This is a genomic window from Paenisporosarcina antarctica (assembly GCF_004367585.1).
Classification (GTDB): Bacteria; Bacillota; Bacilli; order Bacillales_A; family Planococcaceae; genus Paenisporosarcina; species Paenisporosarcina antarctica.
The window spans coordinates 3399978-3422136 of the sequence record NZ_CP038015.1 but is presented as its reverse complement, the minus strand read 5'-3'; the positions used below and the strand labels follow the sequence as shown (position 1 = coordinate 3422136).

Annotated in this window: 17 protein-coding genes and 2 pseudogenes; 18 read left to right on the top strand and 1 reads right to left on the bottom strand. The window is 36.4% G+C overall.

From position 1 onward, the window contains the following. Nucleotides 1-52: 52 nt before the first annotated feature. Nucleotides 53-751 carry an iron-sulfur cluster repair di-iron protein gene (gene ric, locus E2636_RS16295; RefSeq protein ID WP_243840683.1) on the top strand — a complete coding sequence of 233 codons (699 nt, stop codon included), beginning with the start codon at nt 53-55 and terminating at the stop codon, nt 749-751. Between the two features lie 586 nt (nt 752-1337). Beyond that, the gene (hemY, locus tag E2636_RS16290; protein WP_134211156.1) at nt 1338-2747 is read left to right on the top strand and encodes a protoporphyrinogen oxidase; all 1410 of its coding nucleotides are present in this window, start codon (nt 1338-1340) and stop codon (nt 2745-2747) included. A 79-nt stretch (nt 2748-2826) separates the two neighbouring features. Here the strand turns inward: hemY and E2636_RS16285 are convergent, their stop codons facing one another. Further along, a complete protein-coding gene (locus E2636_RS16285; RefSeq protein ID WP_134211155.1) occupies nt 2827-3516 on the bottom strand; it encodes a Crp/Fnr family transcriptional regulator in 690 nt (229 codons plus the stop codon). A 412-nt stretch (nt 3517-3928) separates the two neighbouring features. Here E2636_RS16285 and E2636_RS16280 point away from each other — a divergent pair, with 412 nt between their 5' ends. The 16 genes and pseudogenes from E2636_RS16280 (at nt 3929) to E2636_RS16200 (ending at nt 21922) form a co-directional block, all read left to right on the top strand. Next, a complete protein-coding gene (locus E2636_RS16280; protein ID WP_134211154.1) occupies nt 3929-4648 on the top strand; it encodes a YwiC-like family protein in 720 nt (239 codons plus the stop codon). A gap of 293 nt (nt 4649-4941) precedes the next feature. Beyond that, the gene (locus E2636_RS16275; RefSeq protein ID WP_243840682.1) at nt 4942-5091 is read left to right on the top strand and encodes a cytochrome c oxidase subunit 2A; all 150 of its coding nucleotides are present in this window, start codon (nt 4942-4944) and stop codon (nt 5089-5091) included. Between the two features lie 12 nt (nt 5092-5103). Then, nucleotides 5104-5565 (top strand): cytochrome c oxidase subunit II, encoded by a 462-nt coding sequence (locus E2636_RS16270; RefSeq protein ID WP_134211152.1) that lies wholly within the window; start codon nt 5104-5106, stop codon nt 5563-5565. Between the two features lie 18 nt (nt 5566-5583). Then, nucleotides 5584-7269, top strand: a complete 1686-nt coding sequence (locus E2636_RS16265) for a cbb3-type cytochrome c oxidase subunit I (RefSeq protein ID WP_134211151.1) — start codon at nt 5584-5586, stop codon at nt 7267-7269. 123 nt (nt 7270-7392) lie between these two features. Then, nucleotides 7393-8028 carry an SCO family protein gene (locus E2636_RS16260; RefSeq protein WP_134211150.1) on the top strand — a complete coding sequence of 212 codons (636 nt, stop codon included), beginning with the start codon at nt 7393-7395 and terminating at the stop codon, nt 8026-8028. Further along, a complete protein-coding gene (locus tag E2636_RS16255; RefSeq protein WP_134211149.1) occupies nt 8025-8591 on the top strand; it encodes a hypothetical protein in 567 nt (188 codons plus the stop codon). Before E2636_RS16260 ends, E2636_RS16255 begins: the two co-directional genes overlap by 4 nt. Nucleotides 8592-9114: 523 nt before the next feature. Then, the gene (surE, locus tag E2636_RS16250; protein ID WP_166669558.1) at nt 9115-9927 is read left to right on the top strand and encodes a 5'/3'-nucleotidase SurE; all 813 of its coding nucleotides are present in this window, start codon (nt 9115-9117) and stop codon (nt 9925-9927) included. A 1207-nt stretch (nt 9928-11134) separates the two neighbouring features. Then, entirely contained in the window at nt 11135-11494 is a 360-nt protein-coding gene (locus E2636_RS16245) for a helix-turn-helix domain-containing protein (RefSeq protein WP_134211147.1), read from the top strand. Between the two features lie 285 nt (nt 11495-11779). Next, entirely contained in the window at nt 11780-12157 is a 378-nt protein-coding gene (locus E2636_RS16240; protein ID WP_134211843.1) for an MHYT domain-containing protein, read from the top strand. 70 nt (nt 12158-12227) lie between these two features. Continuing rightward, nucleotides 12228-15179 (top strand): annotated as a pseudogene (locus E2636_RS16235) (EAL domain-containing protein); the annotation flags it as partial. 36 nt (nt 15180-15215) lie between these two features. Continuing rightward, nucleotides 15216-15364, top strand: a pseudogene (locus E2636_RS19600) (histidine kinase dimerization/phospho-acceptor domain-containing protein); the annotation flags it as partial. Nucleotides 15365-15424: 60 nt separating this feature from the next. Continuing rightward, nucleotides 15425-15652, top strand: coding sequence for an ATP-binding protein (locus tag E2636_RS16225; protein ID WP_134211145.1), 228 nt, complete (start codon nt 15425-15427; stop codon nt 15650-15652). Between the two features lie 251 nt (nt 15653-15903). After that, on the top strand, nt 15904-17922 hold the full coding sequence (locus E2636_RS16220) for a PAS domain S-box protein (RefSeq protein ID WP_166669556.1): 2019 nt from the start codon (nt 15904-15906) through the stop codon (nt 17920-17922). 54 nt (nt 17923-17976) lie between these two features. After that, nucleotides 17977-20025 carry a diguanylate cyclase gene (locus E2636_RS16210; RefSeq protein WP_243840681.1) on the top strand — a complete coding sequence of 683 codons (2049 nt, stop codon included), beginning with the start codon at nt 17977-17979 and terminating at the stop codon, nt 20023-20025. A gap of 195 nt (nt 20026-20220) precedes the next feature. Next, the gene (locus E2636_RS16205; RefSeq protein WP_134211143.1) at nt 20221-20910 is read left to right on the top strand and encodes a response regulator transcription factor; all 690 of its coding nucleotides are present in this window, start codon (nt 20221-20223) and stop codon (nt 20908-20910) included. After that, nucleotides 20903-21922, top strand: a complete 1020-nt coding sequence (locus tag E2636_RS16200) for a sensor histidine kinase (RefSeq protein ID WP_208324094.1) — start codon at nt 20903-20905, stop codon at nt 21920-21922. Before E2636_RS16205 ends, E2636_RS16200 begins: the two co-directional genes overlap by 8 nt. The last annotated feature ends 237 nt before the right edge of the window (nt 21923-22159 follow it).

Genomic DNA, 22159 nt, shown 5'->3' with positions numbered 1-22159 from the left:
AGATAAGAGTGTAAAGAAGAAAAAGACCGACAATTCGAAGGAGGAAAAATAAATGATGACTCTACCCATTTCAGCCAATACTTTAGTTAAAGATATTGTAAATGAATTACCTAAATCGAGTGATGTTTTCAAGCGTTTTCGTATAGACTTTTGCTGTGGCGGTAACATTTCTATAACTGCAGCAGCAATTGAAAATAATGTAGAAGTGTCGACATTATTGGACGAATTAACTGTTGTTTTTGAAAATAGTACACCAGCCGATAAAAATATGGATGTCTGGTTAGAATCTGATACTAATACTATTATTAACCATGTTATCAACAATATTCATCGCCCATTAATGGTAGAACTAGCAGAGCTTAGCCCTTATGTAACTAAGGTCTTTAAGGTACATGGCGAATCTCATCCAGAACTAGCTAGAGTTAAAGAATTATTCTTTGAATATAAAAAAGAAATGACTGAGCACTCTGCTAAAGAAGAAACAATAGTTTTTCCTTTAATTAAAAAGCTAGCAGAAAACTCAATCGAAAATCGTGAAGAGACCATTAGCTATATTAAAGAACTTGAAAAAGAACATGACCATGTTGGTGCTATCTTAAAAGAACTTAGAGAAATTACGTTTGACTTTACGCCTCCAGTTGACGGATGTGGTACTTACCGCCTCGTTTACAAGCGCCTTGAATTGCTTGAAGGAGAAACTTTCATGCACGTACACTTAGAGCAGAATATTCTTTTCCCAAGATATATTTAATAATTTTCTTCTCAAGTCTGCGAACACATCGCAGACTTTTTCTTATGAAAAATGATTCAGAATCCATTAATATGGATGGGTAGGGCGATAGCGATGTGTATCTAATAGAACATATCCCTGCGACTAATCCATATTTTAGTAGTGGTATCAATTGCTCGAATGCTACTTCCTTTCATATCTGCTTCCCAAAATGACTTGGTAAATATCCAAATAACGCATCCTCAAAAAAGTGATTTCACAGATCCCTTATCACTCCGCTGTTTAATTTGTATGAATCTATTACCTCTAAAGGCTTTTTTATTAGTTAATGATAATCAACAACTTCATCAAGGCGACAAACTTAGGTTTTAGTATGTGATTTAGGACACATAGTCCAATTAATTTGCTTGATATAATTTATTCCGTAATAGAGAAAAACTATCTAGTTATAAAAAAGCGTTCAGTATACAGCAATACTTCTATAAAGAATCAAAATCAACAATTAGCCTTGAACTATATAAATAGGGGTGCTGAAAAGTGGTAAAACAAATCATCATAAAAAAACATCAAACATTTAATGGGAAAAAGACGAAAGGACTGATGTTTCATGAGTAAAGACAAGCATATCGCTATTGTCGGAGGAGGAATTGCCGGGCTTACAGCAGCTTATTATTTGCAAAAAGAAATAAAGGAGAAGCAACTGCCATATAAAATTAAGCTAATTGAAGCGAGCGATAATCTTGGTGGCAAAATTAAAACAATTAAGAAGGATGGCTACATGATTGAACGTGGTCCAGATTCTTTTTTAATAAGGAAACAGTCTGCTGCAAGATTAGTGAAAGAAGTAGGTTTGGAGCATGACTTAGTTAAAAATGGAACAGGACAATCTTTTATTTTAGTGAAAAATAAGCTTCATAAGATGCCAAGTGGATCATTTATGGGGATTCCAACTGAAGTAAGACCATTTTTGTTTTCTCGCCTTTTCTCCACTAAAGGAAAATTACGAGCTTCCTGTGATGTAGTTTTACCAAGGGGTGAGCAAGTAAGTGATCAATCGTTAGGTAAATTTTTTCGGAGACGCTTTGGTGATGAATTAGTCGATAATCTTGTAGAGCCTTTACTTTCTGGTATATATGCTGGAGATATTAACGAATTAAGCTTAATGGCAACCTTCCCCAATTTTTATCAACTTGAACAAAAGCATCGAAGTCTTGTTCGAGGCTTACAAACTTCAATGCCGAAAAAGAAAAAGACCAAAGGGTCAAAACCAAGCATGTTCTATAGCTTAAAAAACGGACTACAGTCATTAGTAGAAGCGGTCGAAGAGAAATTAGAAGATGGCACTGTCATGAAGGGCATTTCTGTAGAGAACATCGAACGAAAAGATAATAAATACTATTTGCAATTTAGAAATGGTGAAAGTTATCTGGCGGATGCGGTCATATTAGCTACTCCAGCATTTGCTATGCAACAGATGTTTCACCAATATGAGTTTATGGTTCCGGTGAAAGAAATGGTACCAACATCCTCTGTTGCAAATATAGCTTTGGCATTTGATGCATCAGCAATAAAGAAGGATATGGACGGGACTGGATTTGTTGTTGCTAGAAATAGTGACTATCGAATCACTGCATGTACATGGACCCATAAAAAATGGCCGAAAATAGCAACACCAGAAGGTAAAGTGCTTTTACGATGTTTCTTAGGTAAACCAGGCGATGAAGGTGTAGTTAATTTGTCGGATCAAGAATTGACTGACATTGCATTGAATGATTTAAGTAAACTCATGAATATCACTCAAAAACCTGAGTTTTCAGTTGTTACAAGATGGGTAAATGCCATGCCACAATATACAGTTGGACATAAAGACAGACTTGATAAATTGACTGAACAAATGAAAGAAAAGATTCCAGGTGTATATTTAGCGGGTGCATCTTATCATGGGATTGGTATTCCAGATTGTATAGATCAGGGTGAAGCGGCAGTTGTTAATGTATTGCAATACTTAAAATCCTAGAAAGAACATCCATATGGTGTTCTTTCTAGGATTTTTGTCGGTTTAAAAGAATGCTTTTAACGTTGTCTAGCAAGGTCTATTAAAATAATTCTTCTAATCCTTTCTTATTAAAAACTAAGTCACCTTTGTCATTAGTTGTAACTACTTTCAGTTTTTTCAGTTGGCTTAATGTTCTACTAACAGTTTCTCTGCTAGAACCAATCATGTTGGCTAATTCCTGATTTGTAAAGTGTGTACTAAGTATAAATGAATCTTCATCTATCTTAGTACCATGGGTATCCAATAATCGTAATATCAACATGATAATTTGTTCAAAAGTATTGTGAAGAATCTGCTCTTCTAACCGTTTTTGCAAATCCACTATTAAATCACCTAATACTTTAAATAACTTAACGCTAGTACCTGGATTATTGTATAAAAAGATTTCAAATAAGTGAATCGGTATATAAATCAACTTGGCGTCTTCGGCAACTTCAACATTTGCCGGGCAGTTATCTTGTCGGAAAAAACCTTGATGAGGAAACATTTGACCAGGACTAAGAACATTAACAATTTGTTCTTTGCCGTGAATGTCTGTTTTATATATTTTTACTGCTCCTTGGTCGATGAAATAAACGTTGGTGAGCGTGTCGCCTTGAAAAAATATATGTGTGCCTTTTTTATATCTTCTGGATTTTGCCAATTCAACGATAGATGACATCTCTTCATTAGATAAATCTTTGAATAAAGTGAATTTTTGTAATAGATCTTGTATTGACTGAGGATTCATTTTACTCTTCCTTCCCGGTTACACTTACAATTTTACCACGATAATCCTTTATTTTTAATCGATTATTATTTTATTTAGAGATGTGATTTAAATCATATAAAACTGATGATATATCTCACATCCAAATGATAAAAGTACTTGTAAGATGGAAATAAGCAATTGTTAAATGAAATATATCAGGAGATGATAGGGCTGAAACAGCGAGCTTACAAGATTACAACCAAAATCCTTTTGTCGGTTATTTGGGAAACTGTCGACTAGGGTTCCCTTTGATAGGGTAGCGACCATTTAGACATGTTGGCGGAGGATGATCATACGTAATGACAGGTGACTACATGGAGAGCAAACCTTATTGTGTTTTACATACTTAAAATAATGAGAAAAAAGAAGGTTAAAATTGAGGTGAAATAGAGTGAAACTATATATGTCAAAGCAGCATGGTGCCTGGGCCATGTTAGTTGTTCCCTTTGTCTTAGGAATGGTAGCTGGTGGTTTTGATTGGCTACAAATAGTTCTTGCAATAGGATGGGTACCTCTTTATCTATCTACGTATCCCCTAGTGCAAGCGATAAAAAAGAAGAAAGTTAAATTTCATATGACTTGGTTTTATCGATACTTTTTTACTGCAATTGTATTTATAATTCCAGTGGTCGTGATGAGACCTTCCATTGGATTCGTTGGGTTGTTAATGATACCTTTCTTTTTATTAAACATCTATTTCGGAATTCGAAATAAAGACAGATATTTCTGGAATGATATTAGTGCAATTATTGCTTTTTCCCTAAGCTCGATTGCTACTTATATGCTTGGAGCCAACCAAATTAACACACTAGCCTGGCTGATAGTAGGTGTATCTGTATTATTCTTCGTTGGTAGTACATTTTTCGTGAAAACAGTGTTACGAGAAAAAAAGAATCAAAAGTTTCGCTGGTTATCGTGGATCTATCATAGCTTAGTCCCTTTAGCTTTTCTGGTTATTGGAAAATGGTTGATTGCTCTTGCATTTTTGCCCAGTTTAATCCGAGCTATTGGGGGTCCAAGAATACCAATGCGCCCTATGAAAATGGGGATTTTGGAAATAGTTAATGCGTTAATCTTCTTTATCGTCATGAGTATACACTTTTATTCATGATACCAGTAATACTGAAAAAACGATATCTGAAGAGGAGTAGACTGTTACCATTTTGCGAGAATTTATCAGTTGAAATTGCTTTCTATGGAGTAATTCAAAACAGTAAATCATCTTGTGGACTTAGGATAAAATTCGTCAGTGGCTGTTTTGGTCATGAAGTGTGGGTACAGTACAGTGCTAGCGACATAGCGTTGCCAAATAATAGCTGCGGTTATTAATTCATCTTTACATTAATAATGGTTTTCCACCATCTACGCTAAATAGATAAGTTCAAGATGAAGGGAGTGATTATGATGACTGTTGGTCAGTTTTCTAAAGAAAAAAAGAGTAAGTCGGAAGAGGAAAATTCCTTGTGGGGTACGCTGGTATCAGTAGGATTTGTTAGTACTGTTATTATCGTGATGTGGATTGGTGTGTTCTGGTTATTTATGTCAAGAGTATAGGAGGTCAATGAGATGCATAGAGCAGAAGAAATTTGGATTTCGATAATTGTAGGCGTGTTAATACTTTTCATGGTGATCCTGGGTTATCAAACATTTGCATTGAGTATGGGACCGCCGAGTGGTATGGAGACGATTGATCCACAGAAAGTAGATCAAACAGCTCCATTTGATAAACCTGGTATTTATGAAATTGGTGAGAACGAGTATGAAGTAATCATGACATTAGAGGTATTTGCGTTTAATCCAAGTAATATAGAAATTCCGGTAGGATCAGAAGTACATTTCAAAATGACATCAAAGGATGTAACTCATGGAGTTCAGGTTCCAGGCACGAATATAAATGCCATGGTTACACCAGGACATATTCAGCAAATATCACATACGTTTACGGAACCGGGTGAATATTTATTTTTATGTAATGAATATTGTGGTGTTGGTCACCAGTCGATGTACACGACAATTGTGGTGAAGTAAGGGAGGGAGGGAAACCTAATGGTACTGAAAAACCGTGAAACACATGAAACAGTAGAAAAACATTCAAAAAAAATATTAGGTGTAAACACAAAAGATGCAAAATTATCACTAGCATTCCTAACTGTATCATTTATATCACTGCTCATTGGTGGGGTTTTAGGCTTATTACAAGGTTTAGAACGATCAGGCTTATTACAGTTACCATCATGGCTTAATTATTATCAAGTGTTAACAGCACACGGAATTTTATTACTTATTGTCTTTACAGCTACTTTTAGTATTGGTTATCTATATGCTGGGTTTTCTCACACATTGGGAGGACTATTAGCAAAGGTTCGGAAAATGGCTTGGGTTGGCTTTGTTTTAATGGTGATTGGTGTAGTACTTGTAGTTACAACGATCGTCATGGGTGATGCATCTGTGATGTACACTTTCTATCCACCACTTGCCGCTGCGCCAATGTTTTACATCGGCTTGGTTTTTATTGTACTGGGAATATGGGCGTGCTGTTTTGGAGTATTTGTCAACTACCGTCATTGGAGAAAGACCCATCGCGGCCAAGTAACTCCGCTATTTGCCTTTTTTACAATGGGTGTGTTTGTCTTATGGTTTTTCGGAAGTATTAGTGTAACTGTAGAAGTGTTTATGCTGATTGCCTGGTCTTTAGGGTGGATAGAAACCATTAATGTCATGCTTAGTCGAACACTGTTCTGGAGCTTCGGTCACACATTGGTAAACATCTGGTACATAGTTGCGATTTCAGCATGGTATGTAGTTATTCCAAAAATTATCGGTGGGAGATTATTTAGTGATAAACTAGCTCGGGTTGTTGTGATTGCATTAGTTATATTAAATATACCCGGTGGATTTCACCATACAATTGTTGACCCGGGTATCACACAAAACGTTAAATTCTTACATCTTATTATGAGTATCTCAATCGGTATTCCTTCACTAATGACTGCTTTTGCAATGTTTGCTGTCTTTGAACGTACAGGCAGAAAGCTAGGTGGAAAAGGATTATTTGGTTGGATTAAGAAACTCCCATGGAAGGATGTTCGTTTCCTGGCACCAATGATTGCAATGATATCCTTTATTCCTGGTGGGGCAGGAGGGATTGTTAATACTAGTAATCAATTAAATCAAGTTATTCATAACACCATGTGGGTAGTCGGACACTTCCATATAACAGTCGGAACGTCAGTCGTGCTCACATTCTTTGGAATTTGCTATTGGTTAATTCCCTACTTATCCAAACGTGAATTCACTCCACAAATGAATAAACTAGGACTCATCCAAACTTATATTTGGACTATAGGTATGATTTTAATGGCTGGTTCAATGCATTTAGTTGGGTTGCTGGGTGACCCAAGACGAACTTCTAATACGACATATGGCGATCACGAAGTAGCATTAAGTTGGGTGCCTTATGAGTATGTGTTCGCCATTGGAGGGACGTTATTAATGATTGGTGTCATCATTCAAGTTTACGCTGTTTTTCACATGATGTTTCTTTCTCCAAAAGGCTATACAGAATTTCCAATTGCTGAGCCTGAGGATGATGCATTACTTACACCTTTATGGACTGAGCGTTGGGGTCTGTGGATTGTACTATTACTTTTAGTTGTCGTGATGGCCTATGCTCCAATTATGAGTTTAATCTATAATGCACCTCCAGGATCACCACCTTTTAAAACATGGTAACCATGTGATTCAATATATACGAGGAGCGCTAGGGCAAAGCTAGGTGCTCCTCTTTTATTCCTATCAAATGGTAATAAATATCATGATGATGTCAAAGAGAAATAATCAAAGGGTGTGCTTAACATGCTTAAGAATAAGACCACCATCGCTAGTGCTCTAGTTTTATTGTTTGGAATTCTCGTGTTCTATGTAGGAACTGATGGATTCCATGCCTTTACTTCTGAAAGTGCCAGGACATATAAACTCGTTAACAACAAATCTTTCTTTCCAGAAGTCACTTTAGAGGATAGTAGCGAACGAACATTTACATTTGATAAGTTTGCTGATGGTAAATATGTGCTTGTTACTTTTATGTATACAAACTGCGGTACCGTATGCCCTATATTAGAGATGAATATGGCCGAGGTCTATGATTTACTACCTAGTGAATTTTTAGGAAAGGATATTGTATTTTTAAGTATTAGTTTTGATGCAGAACGTGATGATCCAGAAACGTTAGCTCAATATGGCTCTTATTTTGGCAGTGATGGTGAGACCTGGCGGATGGCCCGAATAAATGATCAATTCGAATTGGATACAGTTTTAGATGATCTTGGTATTACAGTCATACCAGATGGTCAGGGAGATTTTCAGCATAACGTAGCGTTTTATTTGTTTGGTAAACAAGGACATTTACTTGAAGTCATGGACTTTTCTAAAATCGAGGAAGCAACCAATACTGTTCTATCATATTTGAATAATGAGGGGAATAATCAATGAAATCAACAGTATACGGATTAATCCTTTATATTGTATTAATTCTTCCTCCAGTTGCCAATTTGTTAGAATCAATTATGGTCTTGCATATGCATATGCAAATGCCTTTGTTAATGCTAGCTGGGTTTTTAATGGCACCATTTTTTCAAAGGAGATTTCCTCGTTTTTTAAAAATGTGGAATCGTAATGGTATTCCGGGAATTTTATTATTTATGATTATTTGGAGTTATTGGATGATCCCTAGAGCAATGGATGATGCTTTAACGATTCAGGCGGTACAAGTATTTAAATTTATCAGCCTGCCCTTTTTAGCAGGTTTGCCACTTGGTGATAGTTGGAAGAAACTCACTTCATCTTGGAAAAACGTGATCTTTATCTTTATTACAGTAATGTTATATTTGGTAGGATCCTTATATCTTATAGCAGACGATCAATTATGTAACAACTACCTAATTGTCGAACAAAAAATGCTTGGATGGAGCTCGCTAGCGATGGGGGTTTGCACGACCATCTATCTTTTACAATTATATTTTGTCGATCTAACAGAATATGAAGAAGCACAATAAATTTAGCTCTGACCGATAGAGGTGTTTCTCTATAGATTTATCCTAGTTAAAACGAAAAGCTCTCTGTTATTTTATAACCGTGCAGGGAATTCGCTTCTTTTTTTAGTGTGTGAGATGGGGAAAGAAATAACACATATCTGCTGTAAAATACACTACAGAGGAACCCTTCCAATTGGTTGTAAATTGTAGTTTGCAAATTTTTATAAGATTTTTAGAGCTATACGTCATCTTAGATAAACACCATGATGCAATATCATTCTAAAAGAGCGCTAAACCTTGAAATAAAAGGTTTAACGCTCTTTTATTTGTATTTAGACTCTTAGTGAGTAAATTGGTATAAAAACAGCTGAGAGAAAGTAAGGTTCTTTTTGCATTTAGGATTATTAAATAGGTAACTGTTTGCGTAATTCTTGTAAACTTCACAATATCTTTAAACAAATTTATTATGTCCTTAATAATTAGTAACTATAGTTAAAGATAGAAAAACTAATTGAAAGAAAGGGGTAATTGTATGAGGTTTCTTGTGACGAATGATGATGGGGTATTTTCTCCCGGTTTAGCTGCAATCGTTGAGGTTTTGCAACAGTATGGGGAAGTAAATGTTGTTTGTCCTAATCAAGATAAAAGTGCAGCGGGTCATTCAATTACACTTTTGAAACCTTTATACGTTAATGAAACAAGTGTTTTCGGTGAAGAAGTGAAGGCATGGACGGTAAATGGAACACCTGCGGACTGTGTGAAGATGGCACTCGAAGTGTTATTACCGAACGAAATTGATTTAGTTGTTTCTGGCATGAACATGGGATCGAATACGGGACGGGATATCTATTATTCAGGGACAATAGCTGGAGCTCGGGAAGCGTCATTTTTCAAAATACCAGCCATTGCCGTATCGTTAGATATTTTTAATGAAGATCTTACTGATTTTAGCTCGTCAAAAAAACTTTTCTCGAATGTATTAGAAACAATATTGAGTAAACAGCATACTTCTAATCTTTTACTTAATATTAACATTCCTCACATCGATGAATCACAGTACAAAGGAATAAGGTTTGCGGAGTTAGATTATAGTATTCATCAATATAAACTTAACGAAGTGAACGAACCAAGTGGTCCAGTTTATTATTTATTGAAAGACCACCAAATGCAACTCCCGTTAACTACTTCCACAAGTGATATTATATTGCTTCAACAAGGCTTTATTACGGTGACGCCTTTAGAAGTTCGCCTGACGGATCAAAACTATACAAATGAAATTGAAAGTTTTTCAAGCTTTAGCACTTTGGCCACATATGAAAGTGAAGGAAGAAATCCATTTTCCATTAAAACATCATAGATTTGTAAATAGTCGTTGAAAAATCATAAAAGCGCTCGTGTTGAAGAGATGCTGAATCCTGTGGGGTACAAGGATCTATCAGGATGCCAAAAATAGCGTGTTGCAATTGCAGAGGTTTTTTAGTGTCTAGTACCTATTATGTTTTTTTATGTTATGGTAGGTAAAGTAAAATTTCAGTTTATAAATTTTAATAAGATATTCAGAATTTATACGTCATTTTAGATGAACACCACGATATAATCTCATTCGAAAAGAGCGCTACACCTTGAAAATGAAAGGTTTAGCGCTCTTTTATTTTGCTCTAATACTCTTAGTGAGTTAAGTGGAATAAATTCGTGACGACAAACTTAGTTTATTACACAGCTCTGCCGAGGAAACTCACGGAAGATGTGATTCATATACAATCGCAGATGATTGATCGTCCTTGTTAGAGCATTCACAAGTGTTCGTCTGGCTCTTGTCAATGTTTTTAGCGTTTCAAGTTCAAGTAATGGAATCTACGCTTTACGTATAATTTAACACGGTTTCTCTTTCTCTAGCGGTCGTCGCATTCAATATCCGGACGATGTAACCTTTATCCATACATTTCCTAACTAAGTCTTCGTAATAATGGTCAGTCGTTCATCTATCTATTTAGCATAATAGGTACCCGTTTTAATGATTTTACTGCGATGCAACCCTAGTGGGTACTCGTTTTACGATAATTCTAGGTGTTAATACCGTATCTAAATTATGTGCTATACTTTATATAAATCTTAATAGATTTGAAGATGGGGTTTTTAAAATAACTCAAATTATCAAAATATCGTTGAAAATCTTAAAGAAAAGCATAAAAGCTCAATTAATAATTAACCCTCTTTTGTGCAATAAAGTAGCAGATTTAAAGGTCCACTTTAATTGCTTTAGCTAATGTGGAAAGGTTGTTTTTGAAACGTCCAAAAGGGTATTGAAACTAGCCCTTTCTGGTCAAACTTTAAGGATTATCCCCTTGAAGTTAGCTTCAAGTCTTGTGCTTCGATTCCATTCTATACAAGTACAGGATGACTGGCTGGAACGTACGCCATCTACTCATATTCACTTACGATGAAGTGTCTATGATTCAAGAAAAAATATATATGTACCGTGATTAAGTACATATTATTTCTGATCGTCTTCATGAGCACACCCAAATTGGTCATACCATCTAAGTAGAAAGAAGGAATTGAGTATGACTTCTGGAGGACGCCTTAAAAACCTTCGCTTGGAACGAAGGTTCACTATGCAAGAAGTTGCCATCAAAATTGGACTGGCCAAATCCTCTTATGCGGGTTACGAAGGAGGGTATAGAAATCCTCCCGTCGATAAATTGATAGCTTTAGCTCAGCTTTTTCAAGTTTCGACGGATTTCATTCTTGGACTAACGGATATTCCGGACCCTGTTAACTCTCTTCATAAGAAGCACCTATATTGGGAGGGGATTCTCTTAAATGAAAAGGAATTAGCAATAATTCAACAGGTTGTTGAATTATTGGTTAATAAGACTCAAGAATCTCGCAAAACAAAAAATGTACAAATGAATATCGGATAATCATTTGTTCTTTTTTTTTTCTCTTATAGTTCACTTAAAGTAAACTAAGTTTGATTTGAGTGATTAAAACCAAACAGGAAATGCAAAAGGATCATTAGAGTAATGACAAGAAATTCGAAGTTTATTCGAACAAATTTTATAAAGTAAGTAGAAAATATTGATTATAGAAAAGTAGGGGTCTTTATCGAACACACATTAGTTGGTGATTATAATATTTTAATTGTTTTGTTATCCTTTATCATTATCTTGCTTACCTCATTTACGGTATTTGATGTTAGTGCTCGAATGTTTCATGTAAGCAGACGTAAAAGGGGATTGTGGTTAATTGTTGGTTCTTTAACAATGGGTGGAGGAATTTGGGCATTGCATTTTATTGGAATGCTTGCGTATATGCCCGCCACTATTAATTACAACATCATGACTTTAAGTATTTCTTTTGCTATTTCCGTTTTTTCATCATTCATTACTTTATTGATTGTTTCCCAAGATAAGATAAGTGAAAATAATTTTATTTTTGGTTGTTTTATTATGGCGGGCAGTCTTGTAGGCATGCATTACAGTGGGCTGAAATCTATCCATATGAACGCCGACATTTCTTATAACCCGTTAATACTTCTACTATCAGTTCTTTTTGCATTTATTCCATCTGTCATTTTTTTATAAAGTTATCTACGATACCCGCATAAAAGAAACAATCCTATCTATACATACTAAGTTATTCAGTGGCATTCTTATGGGGCTATCTATATCGATCATGCATTACATAACGATGTTTAGCGGTGAATTAACTTACCATTCATATCCAGAAAGCACTAATTTTCAAACGATAGATGCCAGCCAACTAGCAACGTTCATCGGCATAGGATCAATTTTTATGGTCATATTGGTCCTCATAAGTTCGTATCTGGACGCTAAATTATCGAATCAAACGGCTCGGTTTAAAGTCAATGAACAATACTATAAGTCCCTATTCGAAGATAATTCGGAGGCCATATTATTATTTGATTTGAAAGGTCATTTCGAAGACTACAATAAATCGGTAAATGAAATTTTTGGCTACTCGTTTGAAGAGTTGTTTCATGAAAATTTCACTTCACTCTTTATTCCGGAAGATCAGGAACTTATTATCCACCAATTCAACTTAGCAGCAGAAGGTACTGTAACCACTTATGAAGCTGCGGTTCTCCATAAATACGGCTATCAAATGGATTTGAGAGTGAAGAATATCCCTGTTATTGTTGAGGGTAAAGTAGTGGGCGTCTTTGGTATCTTCACTGACATTACCGAATCCAAACATGCAAAAGAGGCGCTTATTGAAGCTGAATCGAAATATCGAAGTTTAGTAGAACAATCCATAATGGGTGTATATATTTTCCAGGATGATAAAGTTGTCTATTCAAATCCGCGCTTGGAGGAAATCTTTGGTTATAGCCAGGAAGAACTATCCGTACTTAAGCTTAAAGATTATGTATATGAAGAAGATATTCCACTTGTTACCGAAAATATTTCAAAAAGAATGAACAACATCGTACAATCGATTCGATACGAATATCGGGCCATAAAAAAAGATGGAACAATCGTGTATTTGGAAGTCTACGGATCTACAGCAAGATATCGAGGGGAAAATGCGTTAATCGGAACAATTGTCGATATTACAGATCGCAAAAAATCGGAAGAAACCATTCAACATATGGCCTATTACGATTATTTGACAGGACTACCTAATAGTAATTTTTTGAATGAACGATTAGAAGAATTAGTACAAGACCATAAAGAAATGGCTGTCTTATTGCTCGAATTGGATCGACTGAAAACGATTAAAGATACTGTCGGTCAGGAAACAGGAAATTCCCTTGTACTGTTGGCAAGTGAACGAATCAAGCAGGTGCTGGGAGACGGGGATATTCTGACTCGATGGCAGGAAGATAAATTTGTCATTCTTTTGCCTAATACAGATCATGAACGCACGACACAACTAGCAAAAACGATTTTAAGGGCCATCGCCCAACCTTTGACCAATGTCCAACATGACTTGTATGTGAACCCGAGTATGGGAATAAGTCTGTATCCGACTGACGGGGATACAACTGAAAACTTATTGGATATGGCCAATTCTGCTCTAAACTATGCAAAAAAGCATGGCAACAATAGCTTTCACTTTTATACAGTGGACCTGAATGGGAAATCAAGAGAGAATCTTAAACTCGAAATGGATTTATATAAAGCGATTGATATGAAAGAGTTTATGCTGCATTATCAACCTCAATTCCATTTAAGTACGGGAGAGTATATTGGCAATGAAGCACTAATTCGATGGAATCACCCAAAAAGAGGGTTAGTTTCACCGTTACACTTCATTCCAATCGCAGAAGAAACAGGGCTCATTATTCCGATTGGGGAGTGGGTATTGAAAACGGCTTGCGCTCAAAATAAAGCGTGGCAAATGGCTGGTTTCCCACCAATCGTAGTTTCGGTCAATCTTTCCTCTCGTCAGTTTGCTCAAACTAATCTAGTGGAAGTTGTGGAGCGAATACTAGCTGAAACAAAATTGGATGCGAAGTACCTAGACCTTGAAATTACTGAAAGTATGACCATGGATGTAGACCGAACGATCAGCATTTTGCAGGCATTGAAAAAATTAGGTGTGAAAATTAGTATTGATGACTTTGGTACGGGCTATAGTTCGTTGTCTTACTTGAAAGAATTTCCGATTGATTGCTTAAAAATTGATCAGTCCTTTATTCGAGATTGCCATCTTGACCAAAGCAATGCCACAATTGTCAAAACTATCATTTCAATGGCTCATCACTTGAATATCCAAGTAATTGCTGAAGGTGTTGAGACGAAAGAACATCTGGACTTTCTCCAACAAAATCTATGTGACGCAGTACAAGGTTATTTAATGAGTAAGCCTATACCAGCAGAAAACATAGAGATACAATTCCTTGACTTGCAAAAAATCATCAGAAGATTTGGATTAACCAGCAAAATAAGCCATCGTCTATGGTTGGAAAGAGAATTAGAAATGGCGAAACAAGAGTTGCAAGAAACGATTCGTCAACAGGCTGGTATGACGCTTAAATACAAATTAAAAGATGGGAAATTAATTCATACCATGTGTGAAGGGAAATTAATTTATCGGATTGGATTATCTCCTGAAAAAGTTATTGGAAAAGAACTTTCAGAAATGTTGCCTTTGGAAAAAGCTGTAAGAAAAGAAGCGTTTTATCAAAGAGCGTGGCAAGGGGAGGAGGATGTTTCCTACGAAGGAAGTGAAAATGGCATTGTTTACCTGGCCACTTTACGACCGGTGTTTAGAATGGGGAAAGTGGTGGAAGTTATTGCCTCCTGCGTTGACATTACGGAAAGGAAACGGATAGAAGAAGCCCTTAGGTATAGTGAAATTAACTACCGGTTAATCGCTGAAAATACGAGCGATATCATCACTGTTGTGGATAAAGATGGGGTAGTCCTATACACTTCCCCATCTAGTGAAATTGTAAAAGGATATCCAGTAGATCAATTAATTGGTTCTTCAGGGTTTTTATTCGTCTATCCAGAAGATTTGCCGTTGGTTGAGAACGCTTTCAGTAAAATCATGTTAACGAAAACTTCAAATCTTGTTCAATATCGTTTTATTCATAAAAACCAGTCATTGATTAACTTAGAAGCAAAAATTACACCTGTCATGGGGGATAACGGTGACATTGAACATTTCGTTGTTGTTATTCGAGATATAACAGAATAAAAAGGGCTTATGACCATTTGAGAAAATGGGAAAAATTATCTGTAGTTGGAGAGTTAGCCGAAGGCGTATCCCATGAAATTCGTAACCCGTTGACATCGATTAAACGATTTTTCCAGCTCCTTGATTGAATCCATGACTAATGGTGGAGTACTCAACGTTTCAATGGAGAAAAAGATGAAGAAATGATTATTGTTCTTGTTAGTGACCTAGGATGCGGGATGAATGAAGATCCTGTTAAAAAACTAGGAGAGCCTTTCTATAGCAACAAAGAAAAGGGAATGGTCCTTGGATTAATGAGTAGTTATAAAATTATTATTGAACATAAAGGTGAAATTTTCATTGAGAGTAAACTTAATTCAGGAACCAAAGTTGAAGTTAAACTACCCTTTATTACACATAAGAATTGTTGAGTAAAATTGAAAACCAACTATAAATTTTGAGGTTGGTTTTTCTTATCGTTCTGCAATATAATGCGCAATCTAAGCCGGGGTGTTATATAAAAAGCGCTTTTTCGACTGACATTAGCAATTAATCCTATTGATAAGGTTATTTAAATTCATTTGCTCAATCTCATAGGAATATGCGGACATAATTTCTTTGAATTGGATATCAATCGTATTCCAAAAAAATCTACTATACATCTAAAAGGGGGATGAAGCGAATGGAGACATTATTCAACAGGTTGTCTCTGGAGGTGTATTATTCTTTGATAAGCAATAATCCAGATTCTATTATATTTTTAGATACACATGGGAATGTCCTTGATAGTAACATGACATGTACTAATATGTTTGGCTATACATTAAACGAATTAAAAAAATTGACCTATCAAAACATGTTAATTTTAAATCCAAAAGTGAATGCTAAGCGTATATTCATCAAAACTTTACGGGGGGAATCTCTTACTTATCAAGTAAGTGTAAATCACAAAAACGGACACATTCTTCATTTACAAGTGAAGAATGTTCCAGTTAACGACAATCAGAAACTAGTGGGTGTGATGATTGTGGCAAAAGATGTAACTGACCTGGTTAAGACGAGAATATCATTGCATGAGACTTCCGAAAGACTACGTTCAATTTACGAGTCATCAGTAGATGCCATGGATGTAATCGACTTGAATGGAAATGTCTTAATGGTTAATTCGGCATTTGAAAATTTGTATGGTTGGAAATTAAAAGAAATTTCAGGTAAACCCATGCCTACGATCCCAAAAGAAAGAATGAATGCAATGCATAAGAGGCGTGAAAAATTAAAAAAAGGAATTCCTATAAAAGAGTTGGAAGTAATTTGCATGAGAAAAGATGGGGAATCTTTTATGGCAAGTATTACCATATCCCCTTTGTATGATGAACATGGGAACGTGAATGCATTCTCTGGAATATCCAGAGATATTTCTAGAAGTAAACAGCAAGAAATTGATTTAAGAGAAAGTAAAGATAGGTATAAGACCTTATTAAACGCATCACCAGAACCCATTTATGTTCAATGTAAAGGTGTAATACGTTATATCAATGAAAGTGGAATTCGGATCTTTGGTTATAGCGAACCAAAGCGCTTACTTGGTCGAAATATTCTAGATTTTGTTCATAGTGATTCAAAGAAAATTGCAAGTGACCGTATTCAGCGCACTATTAATAATACAATCATTCCTAAAGAAAAAGTAGAACAAAAAATGATTCGTGCAGACGGTTCTTCGTTCATAATTGAGGGAACAGCAACGGGTATTGAGTATGAAGGTGAAGCCTCTGTCCAAATGATATTTAGGGACATTTCAGAAAGGAAAACGGTAGAGGAGGCTTTAGTTCGAAGTGAAGAAAAGTACAGACTAATTGCTGACAATATGACAGACTTAGTTGCCATAATTGATGAAAATAGTATCGTTAAATATGCATCACCCTCATTTTTTACCGTTTTAGGCTTTCCAGTAGAATCAATTGAAGGAAAATCAGCGGTGGATATTGTCATTTCTGAAGACTTACCAACCGCAATTGAGCAGTTTAACGAAGCGTTACGCTCTACAGAACCGAGTGAAACAGAATTCAGATTTAAACATAAAACAAAAGGCTGGGTGTGGGTTGAATCAAAAGTTTCCTTTTTTATCGATGAAGAAAATGGGAAACCACATCTATTGATTGTCTCTCGTGATATTGAAGAAAGGAAGGCCTTCCAAGAAAAGTTGGAATTTCTTGCCTTCCATGATGAATTGACTGAATTACCAAATCGAAGATTATTTCAAGAAAAAATGCAACAAACATTATCTGAAGCGAAAAGACATAATAGGAAGTTTGCTCTCTTATATATGGATATCGATAACTTTAAATCGATAAATGATGAATTTGGACATTCCATAGGGGATGAATTATTAATAAGATTCGCGAGGAAAGTGGCCACTACACTCCGCGAGTGTGACATTTTAGCACGTCAGGGTGGCGATGAATTTACAATTCTTCTAACCGAAATAACAAATAGAGAAGACGCATTGAATTGCGTAGAAAGAATAATAGCTAGTTTACAGCAAGAGGTGCAGGTGGGAGAATTTATGCATAAAACTAACTCGAGTATTGGAATTGCTTTTTACCCGGAAGATGGTTTGATAATGGACGATTTAATTAAACATGCAGATCAGGCCTTGTATAAAGCAAAAGAAAGTGGGAGAAATAAATATTGTACCTACTAATTACATCCAATAAAGAGGTTATTTCGAATGGACTCTAAGTGAGGAGGATAAGAGTTGGTTTTTCAAACCGAAAAGAAAGCAGACTATGCCGAACAGTTAGTCATTGCAAATAAAGAGCTAGCCTTTCAGAACGAAGAGAAGGCAGCCCAAGCAGCAGAATTAAATATTGCGAATGAAGAACTGGCTTTTCAAAACAAAGAGAAAGATAAACGAGCAACAGAATTAATCGTTGCAAATAAAGAGCTAGCCTTTCAGAACGAAGAGAAGGCAGCCCGGGCAGCAGAATTAAATATTGCAAATAAAGAACTGGCTTTTCAAAACAAAGAGAAAGATAAACGAGCAGCAGAGTTAGTCATTGCAAATAAGGAGCTAGCCTTTCAGAACGAAGAGAAGGCAGCCCGAGCAGCAGAATTAAATATTGCGAATGAAGACATGGCTTTTCAAAACAAAGAGAAAGAAAAACGAGCAACAGAATTAATCGTTGCAAATAAAGAGCTAGACTTTCAGAACGAAGAGAAGGCATCCCGAGCAGCAGAATTAATTATTGCGAATAAAGAGCTGGCTTTTCAAAACAAAGAGAAAGATAAACGAGCAGCAGAGTTAGTCATTGCAAATAAAGAGCTTGCTTATCAGAATGAAGAGAAAGCAGCCCGAGCAGCAGAATTAATTATTGCGAATGAAGAACTAGCTTTTCAAAACAAAGAGAAAGATAAACGAGCAGCAGAGTTAGTCATTGCAAATAAAGAGCTCGCTTTTCAGAACGAAGAGAAGGCAGCCCGAGCAGCAGAATTAATTATTGCGAATGAAGAACTAGCCTTTCAAAACAAAGAGAAGGATAAACGAGCAGCAGAGTTAGTCATTGCAAATAAAGAACTGGCCTTTCAGAACGAAGAGAAGGCAGCCCGAGCAGCAGAATTAATTATTGCGAATGAAGAACTAGCCTTTCAAAACAAAGAGAAAGATAAACGAGCAGCAGAGTTAATTATTGCGAATGAAGAACTGGCCGTTCAAAACAAAGAGAAAGATAAACGCTCAGAAGAGTTAATCTTTGCGAATAAAGAGCTAGCCTTTCAAAACGAAGAGATTTCATATCTTAGCTACCATGATCAATTAACAGGTTTATATAACAGAAGATTTTATGAAGAAGAGTTAAAGAGACTGGATACGCCTAGAAACTTACCTTTGACTATCTTAATTGGTGATCTAAATAGTTTAAAGCTAATCAATGATTTTTTTGGACATGCCATGGGTGATGAGTTGTTGAAAAAAACTGCAGAAATAATTAAACAAGGTTGCAGGGCTGATGATATTGTTTCCAGAATTGGTGGGGATGAATTTGTTATCCTGTTACCTAAAACGAATGCTTTTGAAGCGCAGGTTATTATTAAACGTATCCTGGAACTGGCATCACTAGAAAAAGCAGGTTTAATTGATATTTCTATTTCATTTGGTTATGAAACAAAGAAGCATAAAGAAGATAAAATACAAGAAGTATTCAAAAAAGCAGACAAACATATGTATACGTTTAAACTATTTGAAAGCCCAAAAATTAGGGGAAATACAGTTGATATGATCATTAAGGCTTTCCAGGATAAAAACAAAAGGTTGGAACAGCACTCCCAAAGAGTTTCAAAATTATGCGAAAGAATGGGACAAGTTCTTGGAATGTTTGACTATCAAATTGAGGAACTCGCTACAGTTGGATTACTTCACGATATAGGCAAAATAGCTATAAATGAAAATATACTTAATAAGCCAGGTAAACTTACTGTAGATGAATGGAAAGAAATTAAGCGTCATTCAGAAATAGGTTATAGAATTCTAAGTACAGCCAATGATATGTCTAAAATGGCGGATTATGTATTAGCTCATCATGAAAGGTGGGATGGGAAAGGCTATCCTAGAGGCTTGAAGGAGAATGAAATACCCTTTGAGTCAAGAATCATAGCTATTGCGGATGCATACGATGCGATGACCAGTGAAAGGACATATAGCATTGCACTGTCAGCGGAAGCTGCACTAGTAGAATTGCAAAAAAATGCAGGTATTCAATTTGATCCGGAATTGGTAACCGTATTTATTGAAAAGGCATTGGGTAAATAGGTTGAAAATTACAAGTGTCGACCAATGTGTAAAGAAATAATTAGTTTATTCAATGAAAATGCTCCTCGTAAATTAATAAAAAGTGAACGCCCCTGATTCCTCCATCAGGGGCGTTTTCTCCCTCTAGTTAGCACGGCGAAATTCCGATAAGATAAAACCATACGGATTAAAGTAATCCAGAAATGGGATGAGATAATGTTTAAAATTATGATTGTTGAAGATGATTTGACAATAGCCGGTGTTCTGAGAGAAGAGTTGGGGAAATGGAATCATGAAGCTTTTCTGGTGGAAGATTTTAGCCTTGTCATGGAAGAGTTCAAAAATAATGCGCCGCAATTGGTGCTGATGGATATTTCATTGCCATCATTCAATGGCTATTATTGGTGCCAGGAAATCCGCAAAGTCTCGCAAGTGCCGATCATTTTTATTTCTTCAAGAAATGAAAACATGGATATCGTCATGGCAATCCAGATGGGAGCGGATGATTTCATCTCCAAACCGTTTGATTTAACGGTGGCGGTTGCCAAGATGCAGGCACTCTTGAGACGGACCTATGATTTCAATGAATCGGATAATTTCCTAAACTTCAACCGGACAGTGCTGAAGCCGGGTGAATCGAAACTATATTACGACAGCCAGGAAGTGGATCTGACGCGGACGGAACTGAAGATTCTCGAATTATTATTTTTGCAGAAAGGAGAATATGTTAGCCGGGAAGAAATCATGGTCAACTTATGGGAAGATGAGTCGTTCATTGATGATAATACGTTGGCGGTGAACATTGCGAGACTGCGGAAAAAGCTAGCGAAGGTCGGTTTGGTGGGATTCATTATGACGAAAAAAGGAATTGGGTATGCGCTAAATAAGGAGACCGTTCATGAATAAAACCTCGAAAATTGCAGCTTTGAAAAACTTTCTCTTGGCGGTGCGTCCGCAGCTTTTCGTTTTTGCGGGGATGATTGTAATTTTCGGTCTGGTGTATGTGCTGGCAAGGCTGCCTCTGGATCTTTTTTTATACAGCCTTGAACTGGCAGTTTTTCTTTTTATTGCTTATTTGATTGCCCAATATGTCAGATATGCCAAGCGGTATGAATTGATAAAGAATCTGCAGACCGCAAATGTGTCGAGCTTGGAAGAGGTTTCACAAGGGGCGGATCCTAGAGACTGGATGTATATGGAAAAGTTGGATTCACTCTTGCGTGATTTGCGGGAACTGGAAAATCTGCATGCGGACCGCCAGGCGGATCAACTTGATTATTTCATATTGTGGCTCCATCAGATCAAGACGCCGATTTCAGCAATCAGCTTATTGAACCAGAGTTCAGCATCAAAAGAAGTGAAACAGATTGCCCAGGAATTATTGCGGCTGGAAGATTATACTCATATGGCCTTGAATTATGTGAAGCTAGAAGAATCCGGAGCGGAGATGGATTTGGAAGAAGTGGATATGGACGAGATTATCAAAAAAGCGGTAAAAAAGTATTCCATCCTGTTTATCTATAAAGGAATCAAGCTTGATTATCGGACAGTGGGGATGCAGGTCTTATCCGACGGCCAGTGGCTGCAAAATCTATTGGAACAAATCCTGTCGAACAGCCTCAAATACACACCGAGCAGCGGCACGATTTATATTTATAAGGATACGAATAATGAACAGACCTTGGTCATCGAAGATAATGGAATCGGCATCAGGCCGGAAGATTTACCAAAGATATTCAATAAAGGCTATTCCGGTCTAAACGGACGCCTCCACGAAAAATCTACTGGCCTCGGTCTCTTTCTCAGTAAGAAAATCTGTCAGCGCCTCGGCCATCAACTGGATATCCAGTCGGAACAAGGCACAGGGACGCGTGTCTTGATTGATATGTCGAGAAAAGAATTGGAAGTTTTTGATTGAGAGAGAATTGTCCCAAAGAGATTTTGGGGCAATTTTTTTGGGTTGAAGCTGGTGAATCAGCTCTTAGAAACCAATGTTCAAGGCCATTTAATGGAGATGATAGTTTTTTTTCTGTTTTTTAATAGATATAAAGCAACGGCGAAAACTCCTGCGGGATAGCGAAGTGACAAAATCAACTTTGGCGCTAAGCCTAAGAAAGTTCGGCGCAAATTGTGGACAGCGCAGCAGTTTTGCGGA

Excerpts from the sequence above, each read along its gene's own strand:
- E2636_RS16270 (WP_134211152.1), top strand. The coding sequence starts at position 5,104 with ATGCATAGAGCAGAAGAAATTTGGATTTCGATAATTGTAGGCGTGTTA.
- E2636_RS16245 (WP_134211147.1), top strand. The coding sequence starts at position 11,135 with ATGACTTCTGGAGGACGCCTTAAAAACCTTCGCTTGGAACGAAGGTTC.
- E2636_RS16200 (WP_208324094.1), top strand. The coding sequence starts at position 20,903 with ATGAATAAAACCTCGAAAATTGCAGCTTTGAAAAACTTTCTCTTGGCG.
- E2636_RS16220 (WP_166669556.1), top strand. The coding sequence starts at position 15,904 with ATGGAGACATTATTCAACAGGTTGTCTCTGGAGGTGTATTATTCTTTG.
- E2636_RS16265 (WP_134211151.1), top strand. The coding sequence starts at position 5,584 with ATGGTACTGAAAAACCGTGAAACACATGAAACAGTAGAAAAACATTCA.
- E2636_RS16205 (WP_134211143.1), top strand. The coding sequence starts at position 20,221 with ATGTTTAAAATTATGATTGTTGAAGATGATTTGACAATAGCCGGTGTT.
- ric (WP_243840683.1), top strand. The coding sequence starts at position 53 with ATGATGACTCTACCCATTTCAGCCAATACTTTAGTTAAAGATATTGTA.
- E2636_RS16260 (WP_134211150.1), top strand. The coding sequence starts at position 7,393 with ATGCTTAAGAATAAGACCACCATCGCTAGTGCTCTAGTTTTATTGTTT.
- E2636_RS16225 (WP_134211145.1), top strand. The coding sequence starts at position 15,425 with ATGATTATTGTTCTTGTTAGTGACCTAGGATGCGGGATGAATGAAGAT.
- E2636_RS16275 (WP_243840682.1), top strand. The coding sequence starts at position 4,942 with ATGACTGTTGGTCAGTTTTCTAAAGAAAAAAAGAGTAAGTCGGAAGAG.
- E2636_RS16240 (WP_134211843.1), top strand. The coding sequence starts at position 11,780 with ATGTTTCATGTAAGCAGACGTAAAAGGGGATTGTGGTTAATTGTTGGT.
- hemY (WP_134211156.1), top strand. The coding sequence starts at position 1,338 with ATGAGTAAAGACAAGCATATCGCTATTGTCGGAGGAGGAATTGCCGGG.
- E2636_RS16285 (WP_134211155.1), bottom strand. The coding sequence starts at position 3,516 with ATGAATCCTCAGTCAATACAAGATCTATTACAAAAATTCACTTTATTC.
- E2636_RS16255 (WP_134211149.1), top strand. The coding sequence starts at position 8,025 with ATGAAATCAACAGTATACGGATTAATCCTTTATATTGTATTAATTCTT.